The organism is Paracidovorax citrulli (assembly GCF_900100305.1).
Classification (GTDB): Bacteria; Pseudomonadota; Gammaproteobacteria; order Burkholderiales; family Burkholderiaceae_C; genus Paracidovorax; species Paracidovorax citrulli.
The window spans coordinates 70055-88205 of the sequence record NZ_FNEY01000021.1; the positions used below are offsets into that span (position 1 = coordinate 70055).

The following is an 18151-nucleotide window of genomic DNA, read 5'->3' on the forward strand; positions in this document are numbered from 1 at the left end:
CATGGCCCCCTTCCGCACGAAGGCGCGGCGGCTCTGGGCCGGCGCGGCGCTCGCGGGCACCGGTCTGGCCGCAGCGCTGCTGTCCGCAGGAGGCGCCTCGGCCGGGGACCCGCCGGACCCGCTCGGGGAAAAGACCGGCGGCGACACCACGGTCTATGCCACCGGCCGCAACGCCTTTTCGTTCCCCGCGGCCAATCTCGAGGACGCGGAACGCACCCGGTTCGTGATCGGCAATTCGTTCTTCAAACGCAACTGGGTGGAGGCCGGCGCCTCGACCAGGGCGCGCGACGGCCTGGGCCCGCATTTCATCGCGCGCTCCTGTGGCGGTTGCCACGTGCAGGACGGCCGGGGCGAGCCGCCGGAGATCTTCAACCGCCTGGGCGAGACGCGCGACCCGATCGTCTCGCTGCTCATCCGCCTGTCGATCCCCGGCACCGATCCGCACGGCGGCCCCCGTCCCGAGCCCGTGTACGGCGACCAGCTCAACACGGCGGCCGTGCAGGGCGTGAAGCCCGAGGGCACGGTCACGCTGCGCTACGAGACGGTGCAGGGCCGTTTCGCCGATGGCACGCCCTACACCCTGCTCAAGCCCCACTACGGCGTGCGCGACCTGGGCTACGGCCCGCTGCACGCCGGCACCATGCTCAGCCCGCGCATCGCGCCGCAGGTGATCGGCGTGGGCCTGCTGGAGGCGATCGCCGAGGCCGACATTCTCGCCAACGCCGCCGGCCAGGCGGCCGCGCCGGGCCCGATCAAGGGGCGACCCAACCACGTCTGGGACGCACCGTCGGGCCGCAAGATGCTGGGCCGCTTCGGCTGGAAGGCCAACGTAGCCACGCTGGCGCACCAGACGGGCGGCGCGTTCGTCGGCGACATGGGCATCACGTCCCGGCACTTTCCCAGCGAGCACTGCACCACCACGCAGGTGGACTGCAGCGCATCGCCCAGCGGCCGCAGCGCGGGCGCGCGCGGCCAGGAAGGCGTGGAGATCGACGACAAGACCTTCGACGACGTGGTCTTCTACCAGGCCACGCTGGCCCCTCCCGCGCGCCGCGACGTGAACGACGCCGCCGTGCTGCGCGGGCAGGCGCTGTTCGCCCAGGCCCAGTGCGCGACCTGCCACCGCCCGAGCTACGTGACGAAGGAAGGCCCTTTCCCCCGGCTGACCAGCAAGGCCCTGTCGGGCCAGCGCATCTGGCCCTACACCGACCTGCTGCTGCACGACATGGGCGAGGGCCTGGCCGACGGACGGCCCGACTTCCTGGCCAGCGGCCGGCAGTGGCGGACACCGCCGCTGTGGGGCATCGGGCTCATCAAGGACGTGAACGGCCACACCCGGCTGCTGCACGACGGCCGCGCGCGCGGCGTGCTCGAGGCCATCCTCTGGCACGGCGGCGAGGCGGAAGAAGCGAAGCAGAACGTACTGAAGATGGACAAGGCCGAGCGCGACGCGCTGGTCCGATTCGTGGAGTCCCTATGACCGCATCCGCCTACCTCCTCTGCGCCCTGTGCCGCCGCGGCGCGCCAGCCCTGGTGGCTGCGGGCGCCGCGCTGCTGGCGACGGGCGCCCAGGCCCAGGCCCGGGCCGATTGGCGCCACGATGCCGTGCCGTTCTACGACACCACGCACGCGCTGCAGGGGCTCTACACCCATTGGGGCCTGCCGCGCGCCACCGGGTTCGCCCGGGCCTCGGGGGCCCTGCCGCCGGCGCTGCGCGCGCTATGCACGGCCGCGCCCGATCGGTCGGCCGCGGCGCTGGCCGGCGCGCGGCAGGCGTGGCAGCACGCCATGCTGGCCTGGGAAAGCCTCTCCGCCGTGGCAGTCGGCCCGGTGGTGGCGCGGCGTGCGCAACGCCAGATCGACTTCGCCCCCACGCGACCGCAGTTGATCGAGCGCGCCATCAAGGCGCAGCCGCAGGGCGCCACGGCCTTCGAGCGCGTGGGCACGCCCGCCAAGGGCCTGCCGGCGCTCGAATGGCTGCTGTGGACGCAGCCGGCGCAGCCCGCCTCGCCCGCCTGCAGCTATGCGGTGGAAGTCGCTCTCGACGTGGAGCGCGAAGCCGTGGCCCAGCAGGCCGCGTTCCGCGAGGCCGCGCAGACCGACTGGGCCGCCGAGGACCAGCAGGAACGCTCCACCCAGGCCATGGGCGAATTCATCAACCAGTGGGTGGGCGGCATCGAGCGCCTGCGCTGGGCGCACATGGAAAAGCCCCTGCGCGCGGCCCAGGGCGCGCGCGCCCCCGACTACCCCCGCGCCGCCAGCGGCCAGACTGGAGCAGCCTGGAAGGCCGAATGGGCCGCCCTGCGCGCCCTCACGGTGCAGCCCGACGGCACGCCGCCGGTGCAGCCGGGCCAGGGAGCGGTGCCGCTGGAAACCTACCTGCGCGGGCGGGGGCTGAACCCGCTCGCCGACCGCCTGCGCGAAGCAGCCCTGCGCATCGACGCGGCAATGGCGGCCGCCGCCGGAACGGACGCCGCGGCGCCCGACGGCCCGCGGGTGCTGCAGGCGGCGAAAGAGCTCAGCGCGCTCAAGCGGCTCGCCGAAGCCGAGGTGGCGCCGGCCCTGCAGGTCAGCATCGGTTTCTCGGATGCGGACGGGGACTGACGCGATGGGCACGCCGCGCAGGAAAGGGGGCGCAGGCCAGGGCGAGCCTTCGCGGCGTTCGGCGCTGCGCACGCTGGCCGGTATCGGCCTCGCCGTGCCGTTGTCCGGCGCCTGGAGCGGCGCGGGCGCATCGGGCATGCCCCTGCGTCTCGCGGCCGCCTGGCAGCAGGGGGATGGCGGCTACCGCATCGGCCTGCTGGAGGCGCAGCCCGGGTCCGGCACCGCACTGCGCGCGCTGCACGCGCTGGAGATCCCCACGCGCGCGCACGGCCTGTGCCCGCTGCCCGACGGCAGCATCGTGGCAGCATCGCGCCGCCCGGGCGACTGGCTGCTGCGCTGGTGGCCGGGCACGGCGCGCGAACCCGTCTGGCAGTGGTCCGACGGCCAGCGCTCGTTCAACGGCCACGTGATCGCGTCACCGGACGCGCGCCTGCTGCTCTCCACCGAAACCGAGGCGGAGACGGGGCGCAGCCTCGTCGTGCTGCGCGACGCCGCCAGCCTGGAAATGCGCGCGGAGTGGTCCACCCAGGGCATCGATGCGCATGAACTGATCTGGGACCGGCGCGCACCGGTGGACGGCACGCCGACCCTGATCGTGGCCAATGGCGGCGTGCCGACGGCCCCCGAGACCGGTCGCGTGAAGCGGGCGCTGGACACCATGGATTCGTCCATCGTGCGCCTGCACGGAGGCACGGGCGAAACCCTGGGGCAATGGCGCCTGCAGGACCGCCGCCTGAGCCTGCGCCACCTCGCCTGGAACCCCGGCGCGGACGTGCTCGGCATCGCGCTGCAGGCCGAACACGACGGGATGGACGCGCGCGCCGCCGCACCCGTGCTTGCGCTCTTCGACGGCAAGGTGCTGCGGACCGCCGACCCGGCGCCGCAGGTGCTGCCCGGTGGCCTGCGGGGGTACGGAGGCAGCATCGCCGGATGGGCGGAAGGCTGGACCGTGAGCTGCCCCCGCGCGCAGGGCATCGCCGCCTTCGACGCCCGCGGTGGATGGCGACGACTCATCCCGCTGCCCGAGGCCTGCGCGCTGGCGGTGCGGGGTTCCGGTCTGTGGGCTGCCGGGGTGGAACATACGCTGGAGAACGCCCAGGGCACGGCGCCGCTCCACCACCCCCACGGCCCCTCGCTCGCGGATGCGCGGGTGGACAACCACTGGTACCCCGCGTGATCCATAAATTACGGTAGAGCTACATCCGGAGACAATCACACGGAAAGTTATACAAGGCATTACAACGACACGCTTTTTCGTAAGGTTTTACTTACACTCCGGCAATTCTGCGAGGTCGCCGATGCCTTTCTTTCCACCCCACCGCATCCGTTTCGCCGCGCTCTGCTGGGCGGGCGCATTGCATTGCCATGCCGTGCTGGCCGCGGACATCCTGCTGGCGCCTCCGCCGAACGGCGGCTTCTCGGTGACCAGCAGCGACAAGACGCAGATCCGGCTGCGCGTGGACGAGGCCTCGGGCACCGTCACGCTGCCCGGGCTGGCCTCGGTGCCACAGCAGGGCACGCCCGTCTGCCATGGTCCGGGCGGGGTGCTCGGCGATTGCAGCGCAGGAGTGGTCGGGGCCACCGGGGCGACCGGTGCCACGGGCGCGGCCGGCCCGGCAGGAGCGACCGGTCCGACGGGCAGCGCGGGCCCCACGGGGGCGACAGGTGCTCCGGGCCCCACGGGCGCATCCGGGGCCACCGGAGCCGTCGGCCCTGCCGGGGCGACCGGACCTGCCGGCCCCGCAGGCCCGGCCGGGCCCACCGGTGCGACGGGAGCGACAGGCGCCCAGGGCAGCGTCGGTCCTGCCGGCCCCACGGGCGCGACCGGCTCCGTGAGCACGGCCGTCGCGATCCGGGCATTCACGCTGCCCAACGTGGGCAGCGACATCTGCGCAGTCGTGTCCTGCTGCAATCCCGGCGAGAAAGTTCTGGGCGGCGGGCACGCCGCGAACACCGGCAGGGACTCGCCCGAAGATGCGGCGGTCTATGTCGGCGAAAGCCGCCCGGTCGATAACTGCGGAGGCACCGCAGGTACTCTCGGCTGGTCGGTGAAGATACTCAACTCGTACCGCGCCAACCTGCAGAGCTGCTCCGCCTACGCCATTTGCTCGCAGTAGCGCCAAGCCCTCCGGTTGCCGCGATGACCGAGACCACGCACACCTCCCGGGCCCGGCACGGCGGTGCCACGGCGGAGTTTCCGCATGCACGGCGCGTTGCCTGCGGTATCGACATGACCGCCGCGCTGGCGGAGATCGATGCGCTGCCGGACGCCCAGTGGGGCCCGCACTTCAACCGTGCCAGGCACGACGGCGGCTGGCACGTGGCCGCCCTGCGCAGCGCGCCCCGCTCGCCCCTGGCCAGCGCACCCGGGGAGTTCTCCGCCGACCTCTACCAGGACGGTGCCGCGATGGCGCAGTGCCCGTCCGTGCGCTCGCTGGTGGCCGCCATCGCGGGCGACGCGCCCCTGAAATCGGTGCGGGTGCTGCGGCTGGCCCCGGGGGGAACCATCCTCGAACATACCGACGCGGGCGTCGGCCTGCGGCACGGCGAGGTCCGCCTGCACCTGCCGCTGCGCACGCACGACGAGGTGTTCTTCCATGTGGGTGGCGAGCGCGTGCCCATGCGCGCCGGGGAATGGTGGTACGCCGATTTTTCCCTGCCCCACCGCGTAACCAACCGGGGAGCCCGCGAGCGCCTGCACCTCGTGGCCGATTGCGCGGCCACGCCCGCGCTGCGCGAGGCCATCGCCGCGGGAGACCCGGGCACGCCACTGCCCGAAGCGCACGATCCGCAGTGGCAGTTCACGCAGTTCCGCCAGCAGGTCTTCGGGGATCCGGCGCTGCAGGAACGCCTGATCGGCATCCGCTCGCGCGAGGATTTCGCGCAGGCCTGCGTGCGACAGGGCCGGGCCCTGGGCCGGGACTTCACCGAGGCGGAAGTGCTGTCCGCCATGGCCTGCGGACGCGATGCATGGATGCGGCAATGGATCGTCTGAATTTCGAGGGCTGGTCGCCCATCCGCATCTACCGGGAACCGGGCGGCGCAGTGCTCGTCGATTGGATGCGCGCGTCGCCCGAAGTCACGCGCAGGCCTTTCTTCGCCGATGGCGTGCAGAGCGCGATGCAGTGGCCGTTCCACCAGGCATTCCGCCGGCAGACGCCCCTGGCCGACCTGATCGGCTGGGCGCAGGCGTCGCCGGGGCTGCAGCCGTCGGGCATCGTCTTCCACGTCTCGCGCTGCGGCTCCACCCTCGTCACCCAGGCCTTCGCAGCGCTCGATGACCACGTGGCCCTGTCGGAGCCGCCGCCGCTGGACGATCTGCTGCGCGCGGAACACCGGCTGCCGGGCCTGGACCCGGCCCAGGCACTCCGGGCCGCCCGGGCCTTCGCGAGCGCGTGGGCCCGGCCATCGCCACCCGGCCGGCGCGGCCACCTCGTCATCAAGTGCGACTGCTGGGCCACGGCCCTCGCCGGCCGCATCGCCGAGGCATGGCCCGATACGCCCTGGCTCTTCCTGTACCGCGATCCGCTGGAGGTGCTGGTGTCGCAGATGCAGCAGCGTGCGGCCTACCTGATCCCCGGTGGACCGCTCGGCGTCAACCCCGCGGCCATCCCCTTCGATGAAGCGCTGCGCATCGGCCCCGAGGCGTATTGTGCACGCAGCCTGGGCAGCATCTATGCCGCGCTGGTCCGGGAATTCCGGCCGGAACGCACCCTGCTGCTCGACTACCGGCAGCTGCCCGCGGCGATCCCCGAAACCATCGCGCCGCATTTCGGCATGCAGCCCGGCGCGCAGGCCATCGAACGCATGCAGGCCACCTTCGGCGTGCATGCGAAGAATCCCTCACATCCCTTCACGCCCGACGCCAGGCGCAAACACCGCGAAGCACCGCAGCGGCTGCGCGAGCTGGCCCAGGAATGGATCGCCCCGCACCACGATGCCCTGGAACGGCTGCGTGCCCGGCAGGACCGCGGCGCCGCGGCGAACAGCGTCGAGGCCGGCGCGCGTGCCGAAGGAGCGACACTCCCATGACCCTTGCGACCCCCACCCTCGCGCGGCTCGGCCGCCGCGGCTTCCTCGGGGCCTCGGCCTCCACGGCCGCAGCCGCCGCCACGGCAAGCGCACCGGCAGTTGTCCTGGCGGCCGCCTCCGCGGGAACCGTCGGGCCATCCGCCTCCGCGGCGCAACGCACGGTCGGCGTGCTGCTGCCGGAATCGTCCCGCTACCCCACGCTGCCCGCAGAATTCCTCGCGGGCCTGAAAGCCGGGGCCGCGGCGTCCGGCCTGCCTTCTCCGCGCTGGCTGCCCCTGCCCTACGGGCGCAGCGTGCGTTCGGCGCTGCGGCAGGCGCGCGCCACCGTGGAAACCGGCACCGTGGACGCCCTGGCGGGATGGCTGCCCATGGAAACCGCCATGGAACTCTCGCCGCTGTTGCAGCAGCACCGCGTGCCCTTCCTCGCGAGCGACACGGGCGCCGACCGGCTTCCCGGCCATCTTGCTGCACGCTCGCCCTGGCTCGTTCCGCACACCCTTGCGCTGTGGCAGTCCTGCGCCTTCCTGGGGCAGGAGGCGCCACGCCGCTGGGGCACCCGTGCGGTGCTCTGCATGGGCCTGCTCGAAAGCGGATACGACTTTCCGCACGAGTTCCGCGCGGCGTTCGAAGCCGCGGGGGGCACGGTGGCCGCCACCCATGTCTCGGGCCTGCCGGACGGCCGGCCCGAATTCGACGGGCTGCGGGCCGTGCTGAAGGGAACGTCCGCCGATTTCGTGGTGGCGTTGTACTCGGGCCGGCAGGCGGAGCGCTTCCGCGAGGCATGGCAGCGCCTCGGCATGGACCGCCAGCGGCCCCTGGTGGGCAGCCCGGTCGCGCTCGAAAGCCCCCTGTCCGCATCGTCCCCGGCGGCGGCCCTGCGGTTGGGAACCGAAGCCGGGGAGCGTTTCGCAAAATGGCAGGCTTCGGCTCTCTCCGGGCCTCTGGCCGCGGTGGCCAGGCTGCACGCCGGCCCTGCGCAAGGTCCGCAGAAAAACGCCTTGCCGGGCTCGCCCGAACTGGCGCTTTCAAACCTACGCCCGCGCCTGCGCAGCGGCTGGACCAACCCTTACCTCGTGACCTGACGAAAGACACAAGCCATGGCAACCGAACCATATCTCGGCGAAATCAGCATGTTTGCCGGCAATTTCCCCCCCAAGGGCTGGGCGTTCTGCCAGGGGCAGATCCTGCCCATCGCACAGAACAGCGCGCTTTTTGCACTGCTGGGCACTACCTACGGCGGCAACGGCCAGACGACCTTCGCGCTGCCCGACCTGCGCGGGCGCGTCCCGCTGGGCCAGGGGCAGGGACCGGGACTGCAGCCCTATAGCCAGGGTCAGGTCGGTGGACAGGAGACGGTGACACTGCAGGGCAATCAAATGCCCATGCACACCCACACGACATCCGTCTCCGTGAGCAGCAACGCCGGCAACTCCGCGGCACCCAACGGCCGCTACCTGGCTGCTTCCGACCAGCGCAATGACCAGTACACCGACCAGAGCGGCAATGGCAGCCTGGCCGGCGTCACGACCGGCTTCGCGGGGAACAGCCTGCCCCACGAGAACATGCAGCCCTACCTCTGCATCAACTTCATCATCGCCCTGGAAGGCGTTTACCCGTCACGCAACTGATCGGCCGGGCTTCGGGACCCGGCCGCCGCGCGGCGCGTCAGTCCACCACCGTCAGCTTGGCCACGGACAGCGCCAGCCACTTGGTGCCGTGCCGCGGGAAGTTCACCTGCGCGCGCGCATCGTCGCCCGAGCCTTCGAGCGACAGCACCTTGCCCTCGCCGAACTTGGTGTGGAACACCGCCAGCCCCACGCGCAGCCCATGCGCGGGCGGCGCCTTCTGCGCCGGCACGGGCGGGCTCGCGAAGGTCTCTGATTTGCCGCCCGACCCGAAGCCGCCCCACGGCGTCCCCGCACTCCCGCCCCGTCCGCCGGACTGCGGCGCGAAGCTGCCGAAGCCCTGCTGCTTGGGCGTGATCCATTTCAGCGCCGCCTCGGGCAGCTCGTCGAAGAAGCGACTCTTGATGTTGTAGCGCGTCTGCCCGTGCAGCAGCCGGGTCTGCGAATGGCTCAGGTAGAGCCGCTTGCGCGCGCGCGTGATCGCCACGTACATCAGGCGGCGCTCCTCCTCCAGGCCGTCCCGGTCGCTCATGGAGTTCTCGTGCGGGAACAGGCCCTCCTCCATGCCGCCGATGAACACGGCATCGAACTCCAGCCCCTTGGAGGCATGCACGGTCATGAGCTGCACGGCATCCTGCCCGGCCTGGGCCTGGTTGTCGCCGGCTTCCAGCGCGGCGTGCGTGAGGAAGGCGGCCAGGGGTGACAGCGTCTCGCCGGTGTCGGCATCCACGCCGCCCGGCAGCGGTTCATCCACCACGGGCAACGAGGGATCGATGCCCTGGCTCGCCGGGCTCTGGCGCAGGCTGGCGCCGTGTTCGTCCACCGGCAGCGCGACGGCGTCGCGGCCGAATCCTTCCTGCGTGACGAAGCTCTCGGCGGCATTGATCAGTTCGTCCAGGTTCTCCAGACGGTCCGCGCCTTCCTTTTCGGCACGGTAGTGCTCCACCAGTCCGCTCGATTCGAGCATCTGGCCGATGATGCCGCGCAGCGTCTGGCCCTGCGTCTGCTCGCGCATCACATCCACCATGGCGACGAAGGCGCCCAGGTTCGCCCCCGCCTTGCCGGGCACGGCGCTCACGGCATCGTGCAGCGAGCAGCCGGCCTGCCGTGCCGCGTCCTGCAGCACCTCGACCGTGCGCGCCCCGATGCCGCGCGGCGGGAAGTTCACCACGCGCATGAAGCTCGTGTCGTCGTGCGGGTTCTCCAGCAGGCGCAGGTAGGCCAGCGCATGCTTGATTTCCGCCCGCTCGAAAAAGCGCAGGCCGCCGTACACGCGGTAGGGCACCGCGGCATTGAACAGCGCCGACTCGATCACCCGGCTTTGCGCGTTGCTGCGGTAGAGCACGGCGATCTCGCGCCGCTCGAAGCCGTCATTGCGCGCGAGCTGGCGGATCTCGTCCACCATCCATTGCGCTTCCGCCAGGTCGGTGGGCGCTTCATAGACGCGCACCGGCTCGCCCGGCCCCTGCGTGGTGCGCAGGTTCTTGCCCAGGCGGCGGCTGTTGTGGCTGATGAGGGCGTTGGCCGAATCGAGGATGTTGCTGTAGCTGCGGTAGTTCTGCTCCAGCTTGATCTGGTGGCGCACGTCGAACTCGCGCACGAAGTCCTGCATGTTGCCCACCCGCGCGCCGCGGAACGCGTAGATGCTCTGGTCGTCGTCGCCCACCGCCAGCACGCTGCCATGCGTGACGAGGCGGCCGTCCACCACGTCGCCCGCGATCTGCTTGAGCCAGGCGTACTGCAGCTTGTTCGTGTCCTGGAACTCGTCCACCAGGATGTGCTGGAAGCGCCGCTGGTAGTGCGCGCGGATCGGATCGTTGTCGCGCAGCAGTTCGTAGCTGCGCAGCATCAGCTCGCCGAAGTCCACCACGCCCTCGCGCTGGCACTGCTCCTCGTACAGCTGGTAGAGCTCCACCTTCTTGCGCCCGTCCGCATCGCGCGCATCCACGTCGCCGGGCCGCAGGCCCTCTTCCTTGCAGCCGCTGATGAAGTAGGCCATCTGCTTCGGGGGAAAGCGCTCCTCGTCGATGTTGAACTGCTTGCACAGCCGCTTCACGGCCGAGAGCTGGTCCTGCGTGTCCAGGATCTGGAAGGTGGCGGGCAGCCCTGCCGACTTGTGGTGGGCGCGCAGCAGCCGGTTGCACAGGCCGTGGAAGGTACCGATCCACATGCCGCGCACGTTCACCGGCAGCATGGCCGAGAGGCGCGCGGTCATTTCCTTGGCGGCCTTGTTGGTGAAGGTGACGGCCAGGATGCTGCCGGGCGAGGCATAGCCGTTCTGCAGCAGCCAGGCGATGCGCGTGGTGAGCACGCGGGTCTTGCCGGAGCCCGCGCCGGCCAGGATCAGGGCGTGGCCCGCGGGCAGCGTGACGGCGGCAAGCTGCTCGTCGTTCAGGTTCTGCAGCAGGGGCGATGCGGCCGCCGACGGCGAGGCCGGGCCCGGCTCGGCAGCGCCGAAGGGCGCTGGCGCGCCGGAAAACAGGTCGTGTGGGAGCATCCCGCCATTGTAGGAACCCGGCCGCCTCCGCCCGGCCGGCGGGGTCAAGCCCCCGGAATCTGTCCCGCCCCTACGTCAACAGGCCGTCCAGCGCGTCGGATTCGAACTGCTTCCACAGCGCATCGCGGCGCTCCAGCGCCTCCTGCACCGCGCCATGGCGCAACTGCGCCACCGCCGACACCAGGGCATTGCACAGGAAGAAGGCCGCGGTATAGGAATCGAACGGCGACGCGTTGGCCGTGCGCGCCACCAGCGTGTGCTGCGCATGCTGCACGATGGGTGCCACCGGGCTGTCGGTGAGCGCCACCACCGTGGCACCCTGCGCGCGGAAGTGCTGCGCCGCCAGCAGGCCGCCGCGCGAATAGCGCCGGATGGTGAACACCAGCAGCACGTCCTGCGGCTGCACCCACAGCAGCCGGTCCACCGCGAAAGGTGCGCCCGCCCCGAGGTCCTGCACGCCGGGGCGGCACATGTTCAGGTGCGTGGCCAGGTGGCTGGCGACGGGCGCGCTGTTCTTCTCGGCCATCACGAACACGCGGCCCTCGCTCCGGCCCAGCAGCCGCGTGGCCGCTTCGAACGCGGCCATGTCCAGCCCCTGGCGGGTCGCGGCCAGGTTGTGCTGGTCGTGCAGCAGGGCATCGTCCACGCACTCGGCCAGGCTGCGCCCGGCGCCCAGGGTGGCGGGCGCGCGCTGCGCCGCGGTCTGCAGGCGCGAGGTGACCTCCGTGCGGGCCTCGCGCCGCACCTCGGCGAGGCTGCCGTAGCCCAGCTTGGAAAACATCCGCACCACCGTGGAAGCGCTCGTGCCCGTGCGGGACGCGATCGCGCTGGCGGAATCCAGCAACCCGTCAGGGTAGTGGCGCAGCAGGTCGTCGGCCAGCGCGCGCTCGCTGGCGGTCAGGAAGGCGGCATGGGCGGCGAGCCGTTCGGTCAGGAGCATGGCGGAGACGAGGTGCGCAAGGCGCGGGGAGCGCCCCGTGGCGTCGATTGTGCATGGCGCGCCACCCCCGAGGAATGGAATGGATTGCAACAACTATTGCAAGGCAATATGATTTATGAAATTTCCGTTTCAATCATTCTTTCATCCCGCCTCACTGCCCGCCATGTCCACCACCGTGCCCGAGCCTGCCGCCGTCCCCGCCTCCGCCCAGCCCCTGCTCGACTGGCTCGCCTCGCAGGAGCAGGCCATGGCCGACCTGCTGGCGCAGGTCGTGAACATCGACAGCGGCAGCGGCCATGAAGAGGGCGTGCGCCAGGTCGCGGCGGTGCTGCGCGGCCGCCTGGAATCCGCCGGCATCGCCGTGCAGACCCTGCCCGAGCCGGGCTGGGGCGAATGCCTCCTGGCCAAGGTGCCCGGCAGCAATCCCGGGGCGGCGGGCCACCACCAGCTCATGGGGCACATGGATACGGTCTTCCCGCTGGGCACGGCGGCGCAGCGCCCGTGGCGCGTGGAAGGCGGCAAGGCCTTCGGCCCCGGCGTGGCGGACATGAAGTCGGGCCTGGTGATGAACGTGTTCGTGGCCGAGGCCCTGGCACGCTTCGGCGGCAACGCCACCCCGGTGCACCTGCTGTTCACCGCCGACGAAGAGGTGGGATCGCCCGCCTGCCGCAACGTCATCCGCGAGCACGTGCAGGGCGCCCGCGCCGTGCTCAATGCCGAGCCGGGCCGCATCAGCGGCAACGTGGTCAACGAGCGCAAGGGCTCCTACCGCATCGATTTCGAAGTGCAGGGCGTGGCCGCGCACGCGGGCATCAACCCCGCCCAGGGCGCGAGCGCCATCGACGCTCTGGCCCGCAAGATCCTGGCGCTGCACGCCCTCAACGGCTGCGAGCCCGGCATCACGGTGAACGTGGGCTTCATCCAGGGCGGCATGGCCTCCAACGTGGTGGCCCCGCTGGCCTCGGCGCACGTGGACCTGCGCTACACCGCCGGCAACGACCTGGAAGGCGTCCTGGCACGCATCCAGGCCATCATCGAGGAAGAATCCCTGCCCCGCACCAGCGGCCGCATCGTCGCCAAGACAGGCACCCTGCCCATGGCCCGCACGCCCGACGCGCTGCTGCAGACCTACCAGCGCTGCGCGCAACAGGTCGGCTTCACGGTCGAGGGCGAGGCCACCGGCGGCGCGGCCGACAGCGGCATCACGTCGAACATGGGCATTCCCTCGCTGTGCGCCCTGGGCCCCGTGGGCGGCTATGCGCACAGCGAGCGCGAGTTCTGCGACCTCACCACCTTCGTTCCCCGCGCCCAGGCGCTCGCGCTCACGCTGCTGGCGCTGGGTTGAGCCGGCTTCCAACCTTTTTGTTTTCCTGACCTTTCCGAGACCTATGTCCTTCGAACGCACCCCCACCACCCGCCGCCAACTGCTGGCCACCGGCCTGGGCCTGGCCGGCGCCGCCGCCCTGCCCGCCTTCGCCGCGGGCGACAAGTACCCCAGCCGCCCGATCACGCTCGTGGTGCCGTTCCCGCCCGGCGGCTCCGTGGACGTCATGGCCCGCCAGTACACCGAATCGCTGGGCCGCATCCTGGGCGTGCCGATCGTGGTGGAGAACAAGCCCGGCGCCGGCGGCTCCATCGGCACGCAGTTCGTGGCCCGGGCTCCGGCCGACGGCTACACCCTCGTGGCCTCCTCGCAAAGCAGCCACCTGGCCAACCCGCTCGTGCAGCCCAAGCTGGGCTATGACCCGATCAAGGACTTCGAGAACATCGCCATCATGGGCCGCCAGCCCAACGTGCTGGTCGTGCACCCGAGCGTTCCCGTCAAGACCTTCGCCGAATTCGTGGCCTACCTGAAGGCCAATCCCGGCCAGGTCAACTTCGCCACGGCGGGCGCCGGCAGCATGGGCCAGATCAACGCCGAGGCGTTCCTGCTGGCCGTGGGCGCCAAGGGCGTGCACATTCCCTACCGCGGCGGCTCGCCCTACGTCACGGCCATCCTGGCCGGCGAGGTGCAGTTCGCACTCGACAACCTGGTGGTGTTCCTGCAGCACATCCAGGCCGGCAAGCTGCGCGCCCTGGCCGTGGCCTCGGACACGCGCGTGGCCCAGCTGCCCGATGTGCCCACTTTCAAGGAACTGGGCTTCCCCGACCTGAACCAGCCGTCGTGGACCGGCATCGCCGCGCCGGCCGGCACGCCGGCCGCCATCGTGGCCACGCTGCACAAGGCCATCCGCAAGGCCGCGACGGAACCCGCCATGGTCGAGAACCTCAAGGCCCGCGGCGTGATCCCGCCCGAAGAGATGTCGCCCGCCGCCTTTGAAAAGATGATGTCCGAACGCCTCGCCTCCTACGGCGAGGTGGTGCGCAAGGCCAACATCAAGCCGGAGTAAGAGCGGTCAGCGCGACCCGGCGAAGCGGTCCTGCGCCGCGGCGCATCTTGTGGGAACATGCGCGGCACTGCACCGCACAGCCCCAGGATCCGCCGATGCGCACCTCCTTCTCCGCCCTGCTCTTCTGCCTCGCCCCGGCCTGGCTGGCCGGCGCCCCCTCTTCCGCAGCAGCCCAGTGGACCGCATGCAGCAGCGACGGCAAGGCAGCGCCGCGCGTGCTCTACGAGCGGTTCCTCAGTGCCGACTGCGCCACCTGCTGGGCCGACGCGCCCGCCACGGCCCCCGGCGGCGGCGCCCTGGTACTGGACTGGATCGTGCCGGGCCGGCAGGGCGACGAAGCCCCCCTGTCCGCCGCCGCCACGCGCGACGCGCTGGAACGCCTGCAGGCGCTGCGCCGCGCCCCGCCCGCAGCCACCGACACCGCCATCACCGACGTCGCCCCCACGGCCCCGCTGCCGGGCCGGCTGCGCGTGGCCCTGGGCCCGCCCGTCAACGGCTATGTCGGCGCCACCATCGCCCTGGCGCGGCCCGGGGGCAAGGCCCCTGCCGCGCATGCCCGCGCCGGCACCCGCCATGCCTTCACGCTGCTGCTGGTCGAGACGGTGGCCGCCGGAGCGGAAGGCAATGCCGCCGAACGGCACATCGTGCGCAATGCGCTGCAGGGCACCTGGGAAACCGGCACGGCAGGGCCGCGCGCCGGGTGGTCGGAGCTCCGGCCCATGCGCATCCCGGACGGCGCCGATGCGGGCAGGCTCGGCGCCGTGGGCTGGCTGCAGGACACCGACGGCACCGTGGTCGCGGCGGCACGGGCCCATTGCCCCGCCGCCGATGCCAGCAGGCCGCAGTAACCCTGCACCCCGTCCACCAACCCGCCTGGCACGTCCGGTATGCGGGCGGCAGGGGTAGAATCAGTCACCGGGCCCAAGTTTCTTGACGTCCGGTTTTTTTGTGCCTGCGCACGGCAGGGTTCGGCAGAGGCCTTTCACGGCCCGCCCACAAGACCGGCCTCCAAGCCAAGCGCCCCATCGCGGGGGAAACGGTCCTCCGCGACCTTTCACAGGAGCTTGGAATCTCATGGAAATCTTCGACTACGACAATGTCCTGCTGCTGCCGCGCAAATGCCGCGTGGAGAGCCGCTCCGAATGCGACGCCAGCGTCACCCTCGGGCAGCGCAGCTTCCGCCTGCCGGTGGTGCCGGCGAACATGAAGACGGTGGTGGACGAGAAGATCTGCCGCTGGCTCGCCAGCAACGGCTACTTCTACGTCATGCACCGCTTCGACCTCGACAACGTGCAGTTCGTGCGCGACATGCACGCGGCCGGCTGCTTCGCCTCCATCTCGCTGGGCGTGAAGCAGCCCGACTACGACACGGTGGACCGGCTCGTGGCGGAAGGCCTCTGCCCCGAGTACATCACCATCGACATCGCCCACGGCCATGCGGACACCGTGAAGGCCATGATCGCCTACCTCAAGCAGCACCTGCCGCAGGCCTTCGTGATCGCCGGCAACGTGGCCACGCCCGAAGCCATCATCGACCTGGAGAACTGGGGCGCGGACGCGACCAAGGTGGGCGTGGGCCCGGGCAAGGTGTGCATCACCAAGCTCAAGACCGGCTTCGGCACCGGCGGCTGGCAGCTCTCGGCGCTCAAGTGGTGCGCCCGCGTGGCCACGAAACCCATCATCGCCGACGGCGGCATCCGCAGCCATGGCGACATCGCCAAGAGCATCCGCTTCGGCGCCACCATGGTCATGATCGGCTCGCTGTTCGCAGGCCACGAGGAATCCCCCGGCAAGACCGTGGAAGTGGACGGCGAGCAGTTCAAGGAGTACTACGGCTCCGCCAGCGACTTCAACAAGGGCGAGTACAAGCACGTGGAAGGCAAGCGCATCCTCGAACCCATCAAGGGCCGCCTGGCGGACACGCTGGTCGAGATGGAGCAGGACGTGCAGAGCTCCATCAGCTACTCCGGCGGCCGCAGGCTCATGGACATCCGCAAGGTGAACTACGTGATCCTGGGCGGCGACAACGCGGGCGAACACCTGCTCATGTGAGGTGCCGAAAACTTTTTTGCCTGCCTGCTTGCAGACCGGTAAAAAAGTAGTGCATAATTCGAGGCTCTGCAGCGCTGCAGACACAGTTTCAAAGTTTACTGTGGGTTCTTAGCTCAGTTGGTAGAGCAGCGGACTCTTAATCCGTAGGTCGAGTGTTCGAGTCACTCAGGACCCACCACCACAAAGCCGCAAGGCTGAAAAGGCCGGTGCTATCGAAAGGTAGCACCGGCTTTTTTCTATTTGTGTTGGCATAGTGCGTTTATGCAATACATCACATATACAGCGTGGTCTAAACGCCCCGGTCGGCCCATGTCCTAACACCTGACCAGCCTCTCATTTTTCACTCGGCGGTAAAGGTGCAGTACTCGCTTCCGCGTTGAGGCTGTTCGGTCTGTTCGTGCTCTCTCACGCTCTGACGTCATGCGCTAGCGGATCGATCATGAGGCTCTACAACTGTACTCCAAGTGGGCCTTTTATGCGTCGCACAGTCATGGGTTGACAGTATTGTCAACGTCTGCCGCTGGCCATCTCAGTTAGGCATCTCCGTTTGAAACTCAGGGACGTCCTCTCACGACCTGTAATACCTGGAGCACTCGCCTCAGCCGCCTCCAGTGGTTGTCACTCGGTCGAGAACTACGCTTCTCGAAGGCTTGCGTCGGTATCGATCAAGCCTGTTTGCTCCAGTTCCATCTTCGCCCAATGTCCGCTACACTGTAACGATCTAATACAGAGAGGCTTGAGATGGAGAAGAAAACGACTGGCTCTTGGCTAGTTCATCACACCAATAAGATACAGAAAGTCAGCTCCGCACCGGGATTCAATAAAATTCTTGTAGCGGGGAAAGCAGGAATTCTGCTGTCCGCTTTAGCTGCTGACAAACAAATCGACCTGTCGAACGAGAGAGTGGAGGCGTTAGCAGAGGCTGCTCAGATAAATGCGCTAGAGTGCGATTCGCTGCTGAAAAAATTGGAGGAGCGAAAGCTAATTGACCGAGCCAATTCCGGAATTTCAGTTCTGGGCGTCAGTTCGACAACCGTGTTGGAGCGAACTGCAGAAATTTTCGAGGCGTCGAATCCTTCAAAAATTGAATTTGCTGCACTTGCATTATCAGAAAAATCGTCAATAAATCCGATTTCAACATCCGATGCACGCAGGGATATTGCCGAACAATTTGAAATTTCATTTTCAGAGGTGGACAATCTTTTTCAACGGGCTGAGAGTATCGGATTCGTTGACGCAGAGCATTTGAAAAATAACGAGCGCTTGTATTTCAACGGAAATCTTTTCCGCAGAAACAACCCGGTTAAGGTTAAGCTTGTACTCGATTCCCTCTCACCGGGCGAACAACGATCCCTAAAAGATCTTACCGATGCACTCTACACTAGGGCATGTATAGAGTTTGAGGAGGCCAAGCGTATTCTGGGTGAAAAGCTTTGCGAAAAAGTTATGGCTGTCGGAATTTTTGATCTGAATATTGTTTCAAATACATCAGGGGATACCGGTTTTGTAACGTTGCCCGCAGCATTTAACAAATTCAGCGATTCTATCGCCGGTGATGCATTTGATCTCGCCAAAGCCCTTGTGAGCTCAATTACATACGGCATGGTGGTGAGTAATTACAGCCGCGGGAAAATCACGATGGTAAGGGACTTACTAAAGACTCTGGTTAGAGCGTGTTATGAACTTCCCGCCGCAGCCAGCACCCGTGCGGCTGCAGGCAACATGAGCACGGCAAAGACCAGGAAATGCAGCCCGCCGAGCACTTCGGGTAGGCGCTCGTAGTCCCGCGTGAGTCTGCGGAATCTCGCCAGCCACCCGAAGCTGCGCTCTACCACCCAGCGCCGGGGCAGCAGCACGAAGCCCTTTTTCGCTTCGGGCAGCTTCACGATCTGCAGATCGATGCCGTTGTCCCTTGCAGCCTCTGCTGCCACCTCGCCCGTATAGCCCTGGTCCGCCCAGCCCAGCTTCACCGAGTGGCCCGTGGCCTGCTGTACGTCTCCGCACAGACGCT

16 protein-coding genes and 1 tRNA gene are annotated in these 18151 nt (G+C 69.0%); 14 read left to right on the forward strand and 3 right to left on the reverse strand.

Annotation, left to right across the window (positions count from 1 at the left end):
- The first annotated feature begins 1 nt into the window (after position 1).
- The 8 genes from BLR99_RS14780 (at position 2) to BLR99_RS14815 (ending at position 8264) form a co-directional block, all read left to right on the forward strand.
- Positions 2-1480, forward strand: a complete 1479-nt coding sequence (locus tag BLR99_RS14780) for a di-heme oxidoreductase family protein (protein ID WP_011795051.1) — start codon at positions 2-4, stop codon at positions 1478-1480.
- Positions 1477-2604 carry an imelysin family protein gene (locus BLR99_RS14785; RefSeq protein ID WP_011795050.1) on the forward strand — a complete coding sequence of 376 codons (1128 nt, stop codon included), beginning with the start codon at positions 1477-1479 and terminating at the stop codon, positions 2602-2604. Before BLR99_RS14780 ends, BLR99_RS14785 begins: the two co-directional genes overlap by 4 nt.
- Positions 2588-3781, forward strand: coding sequence for a DUF1513 domain-containing protein (locus tag BLR99_RS14790; protein ID WP_041827348.1), 1194 nt, complete (start codon positions 2588-2590; stop codon positions 3779-3781). Before BLR99_RS14785 ends, BLR99_RS14790 begins: the two co-directional genes overlap by 17 nt.
- A gap of 121 nt (positions 3782-3902) precedes the next feature.
- Positions 3903-4721 carry a hypothetical protein gene (locus BLR99_RS14795; protein ID WP_011795048.1) on the forward strand — a complete coding sequence of 273 codons (819 nt, stop codon included), beginning with the start codon at positions 3903-3905 and terminating at the stop codon, positions 4719-4721.
- 23 nt (positions 4722-4744) lie between these two features.
- A complete protein-coding gene (locus BLR99_RS14800) occupies positions 4745-5599 on the forward strand; it encodes an aspartyl/asparaginyl beta-hydroxylase domain-containing protein (RefSeq protein WP_011795047.1) in 855 nt (284 codons plus the stop codon).
- On the forward strand, positions 5587-6636 hold the full coding sequence (locus BLR99_RS14805) for a hypothetical protein (protein WP_048857363.1): 1050 nt from the start codon (positions 5587-5589) through the stop codon (positions 6634-6636). Before BLR99_RS14800 ends, BLR99_RS14805 begins: the two co-directional genes overlap by 13 nt.
- The gene (locus tag BLR99_RS14810) at positions 6633-7718 is read left to right on the forward strand and encodes an ABC transporter substrate-binding protein (RefSeq protein WP_011795045.1); all 1086 of its coding nucleotides are present in this window, start codon (positions 6633-6635) and stop codon (positions 7716-7718) included. The genes BLR99_RS14805 and BLR99_RS14810 overlap by 4 nt, the downstream gene beginning before the upstream one ends.
- A 15-nt stretch (positions 7719-7733) precedes the next feature.
- Positions 7734-8264 (forward strand): phage tail protein, encoded by a 531-nt coding sequence (locus tag BLR99_RS14815; RefSeq protein WP_011795044.1) that lies wholly within the window; start codon positions 7734-7736, stop codon positions 8262-8264.
- Between the two features lie 37 nt (positions 8265-8301).
- Here BLR99_RS14815 and BLR99_RS14820 read toward each other — a convergent pair whose 3' ends face one another.
- Together BLR99_RS14820 and BLR99_RS14825 are read right to left on the reverse strand one after the other, a co-directional pair.
- A complete protein-coding gene (locus tag BLR99_RS14820; protein ID WP_011795043.1) occupies positions 8302-10758 on the reverse strand; it encodes a UvrD-helicase domain-containing protein in 2457 nt (818 codons plus the stop codon).
- Between the two features lie 70 nt (positions 10759-10828).
- The gene (locus BLR99_RS14825; protein WP_011795042.1) at positions 10829-11698 is read right to left on the reverse strand and encodes a MurR/RpiR family transcriptional regulator; all 870 of its coding nucleotides are present in this window, start codon (positions 11696-11698) and stop codon (positions 10829-10831) included.
- A gap of 163 nt (positions 11699-11861) precedes the next feature.
- Here BLR99_RS14825 and BLR99_RS14830 point away from each other — a divergent pair, with 163 nt between their 5' ends.
- The 6 genes from BLR99_RS14830 to BLR99_RS14855 all read left to right on the forward strand — a co-directional run bounded on the left by BLR99_RS14830 (position 11862) and on the right by BLR99_RS14855 (position 17922).
- Positions 11862-13043 (forward strand): M20 family metallopeptidase, encoded by a 1182-nt coding sequence (locus BLR99_RS14830; protein ID WP_017439177.1) that lies wholly within the window; start codon positions 11862-11864, stop codon positions 13041-13043.
- A gap of 43 nt (positions 13044-13086) precedes the next feature.
- Positions 13087-14088 (forward strand): tripartite tricarboxylate transporter substrate binding protein BugE, encoded by a 1002-nt coding sequence (locus tag BLR99_RS14835; RefSeq protein ID WP_011795040.1) that lies wholly within the window; start codon positions 13087-13089, stop codon positions 14086-14088.
- Positions 14089-14183: 95 nt separating this feature from the next.
- Entirely contained in the window at positions 14184-14936 is a 753-nt protein-coding gene (locus BLR99_RS14840) for a hypothetical protein (RefSeq protein WP_011795039.1), read from the forward strand.
- A gap of 226 nt (positions 14937-15162) precedes the next feature.
- Positions 15163-16140 carry a GMP reductase gene (locus tag BLR99_RS14845; RefSeq protein WP_011795038.1) on the forward strand — a complete coding sequence of 326 codons (978 nt, stop codon included), beginning with the start codon at positions 15163-15165 and terminating at the stop codon, positions 16138-16140.
- A 102-nt stretch (positions 16141-16242) separates the two neighbouring features.
- Positions 16243-16318 (forward strand) — tRNA-Lys (locus BLR99_RS14850).
- 563 nt (positions 16319-16881) lie between these two features.
- Positions 16882-17922 (forward strand): hypothetical protein, encoded by a 1041-nt coding sequence (locus BLR99_RS14855; protein WP_211481584.1) that lies wholly within the window; start codon positions 16882-16884, stop codon positions 17920-17922.
- On the opposite strand, the gene BLR99_RS14860 is transcribed toward BLR99_RS14855, so the two are convergent.
- On the reverse strand, positions 17817-18151 hold a 335-nt coding region (locus BLR99_RS14860), incomplete at its 5' end, for a transposase (RefSeq protein ID WP_139160164.1). The two genes, BLR99_RS14855 and BLR99_RS14860, sit on opposite strands and share 106 nt — an antisense overlap.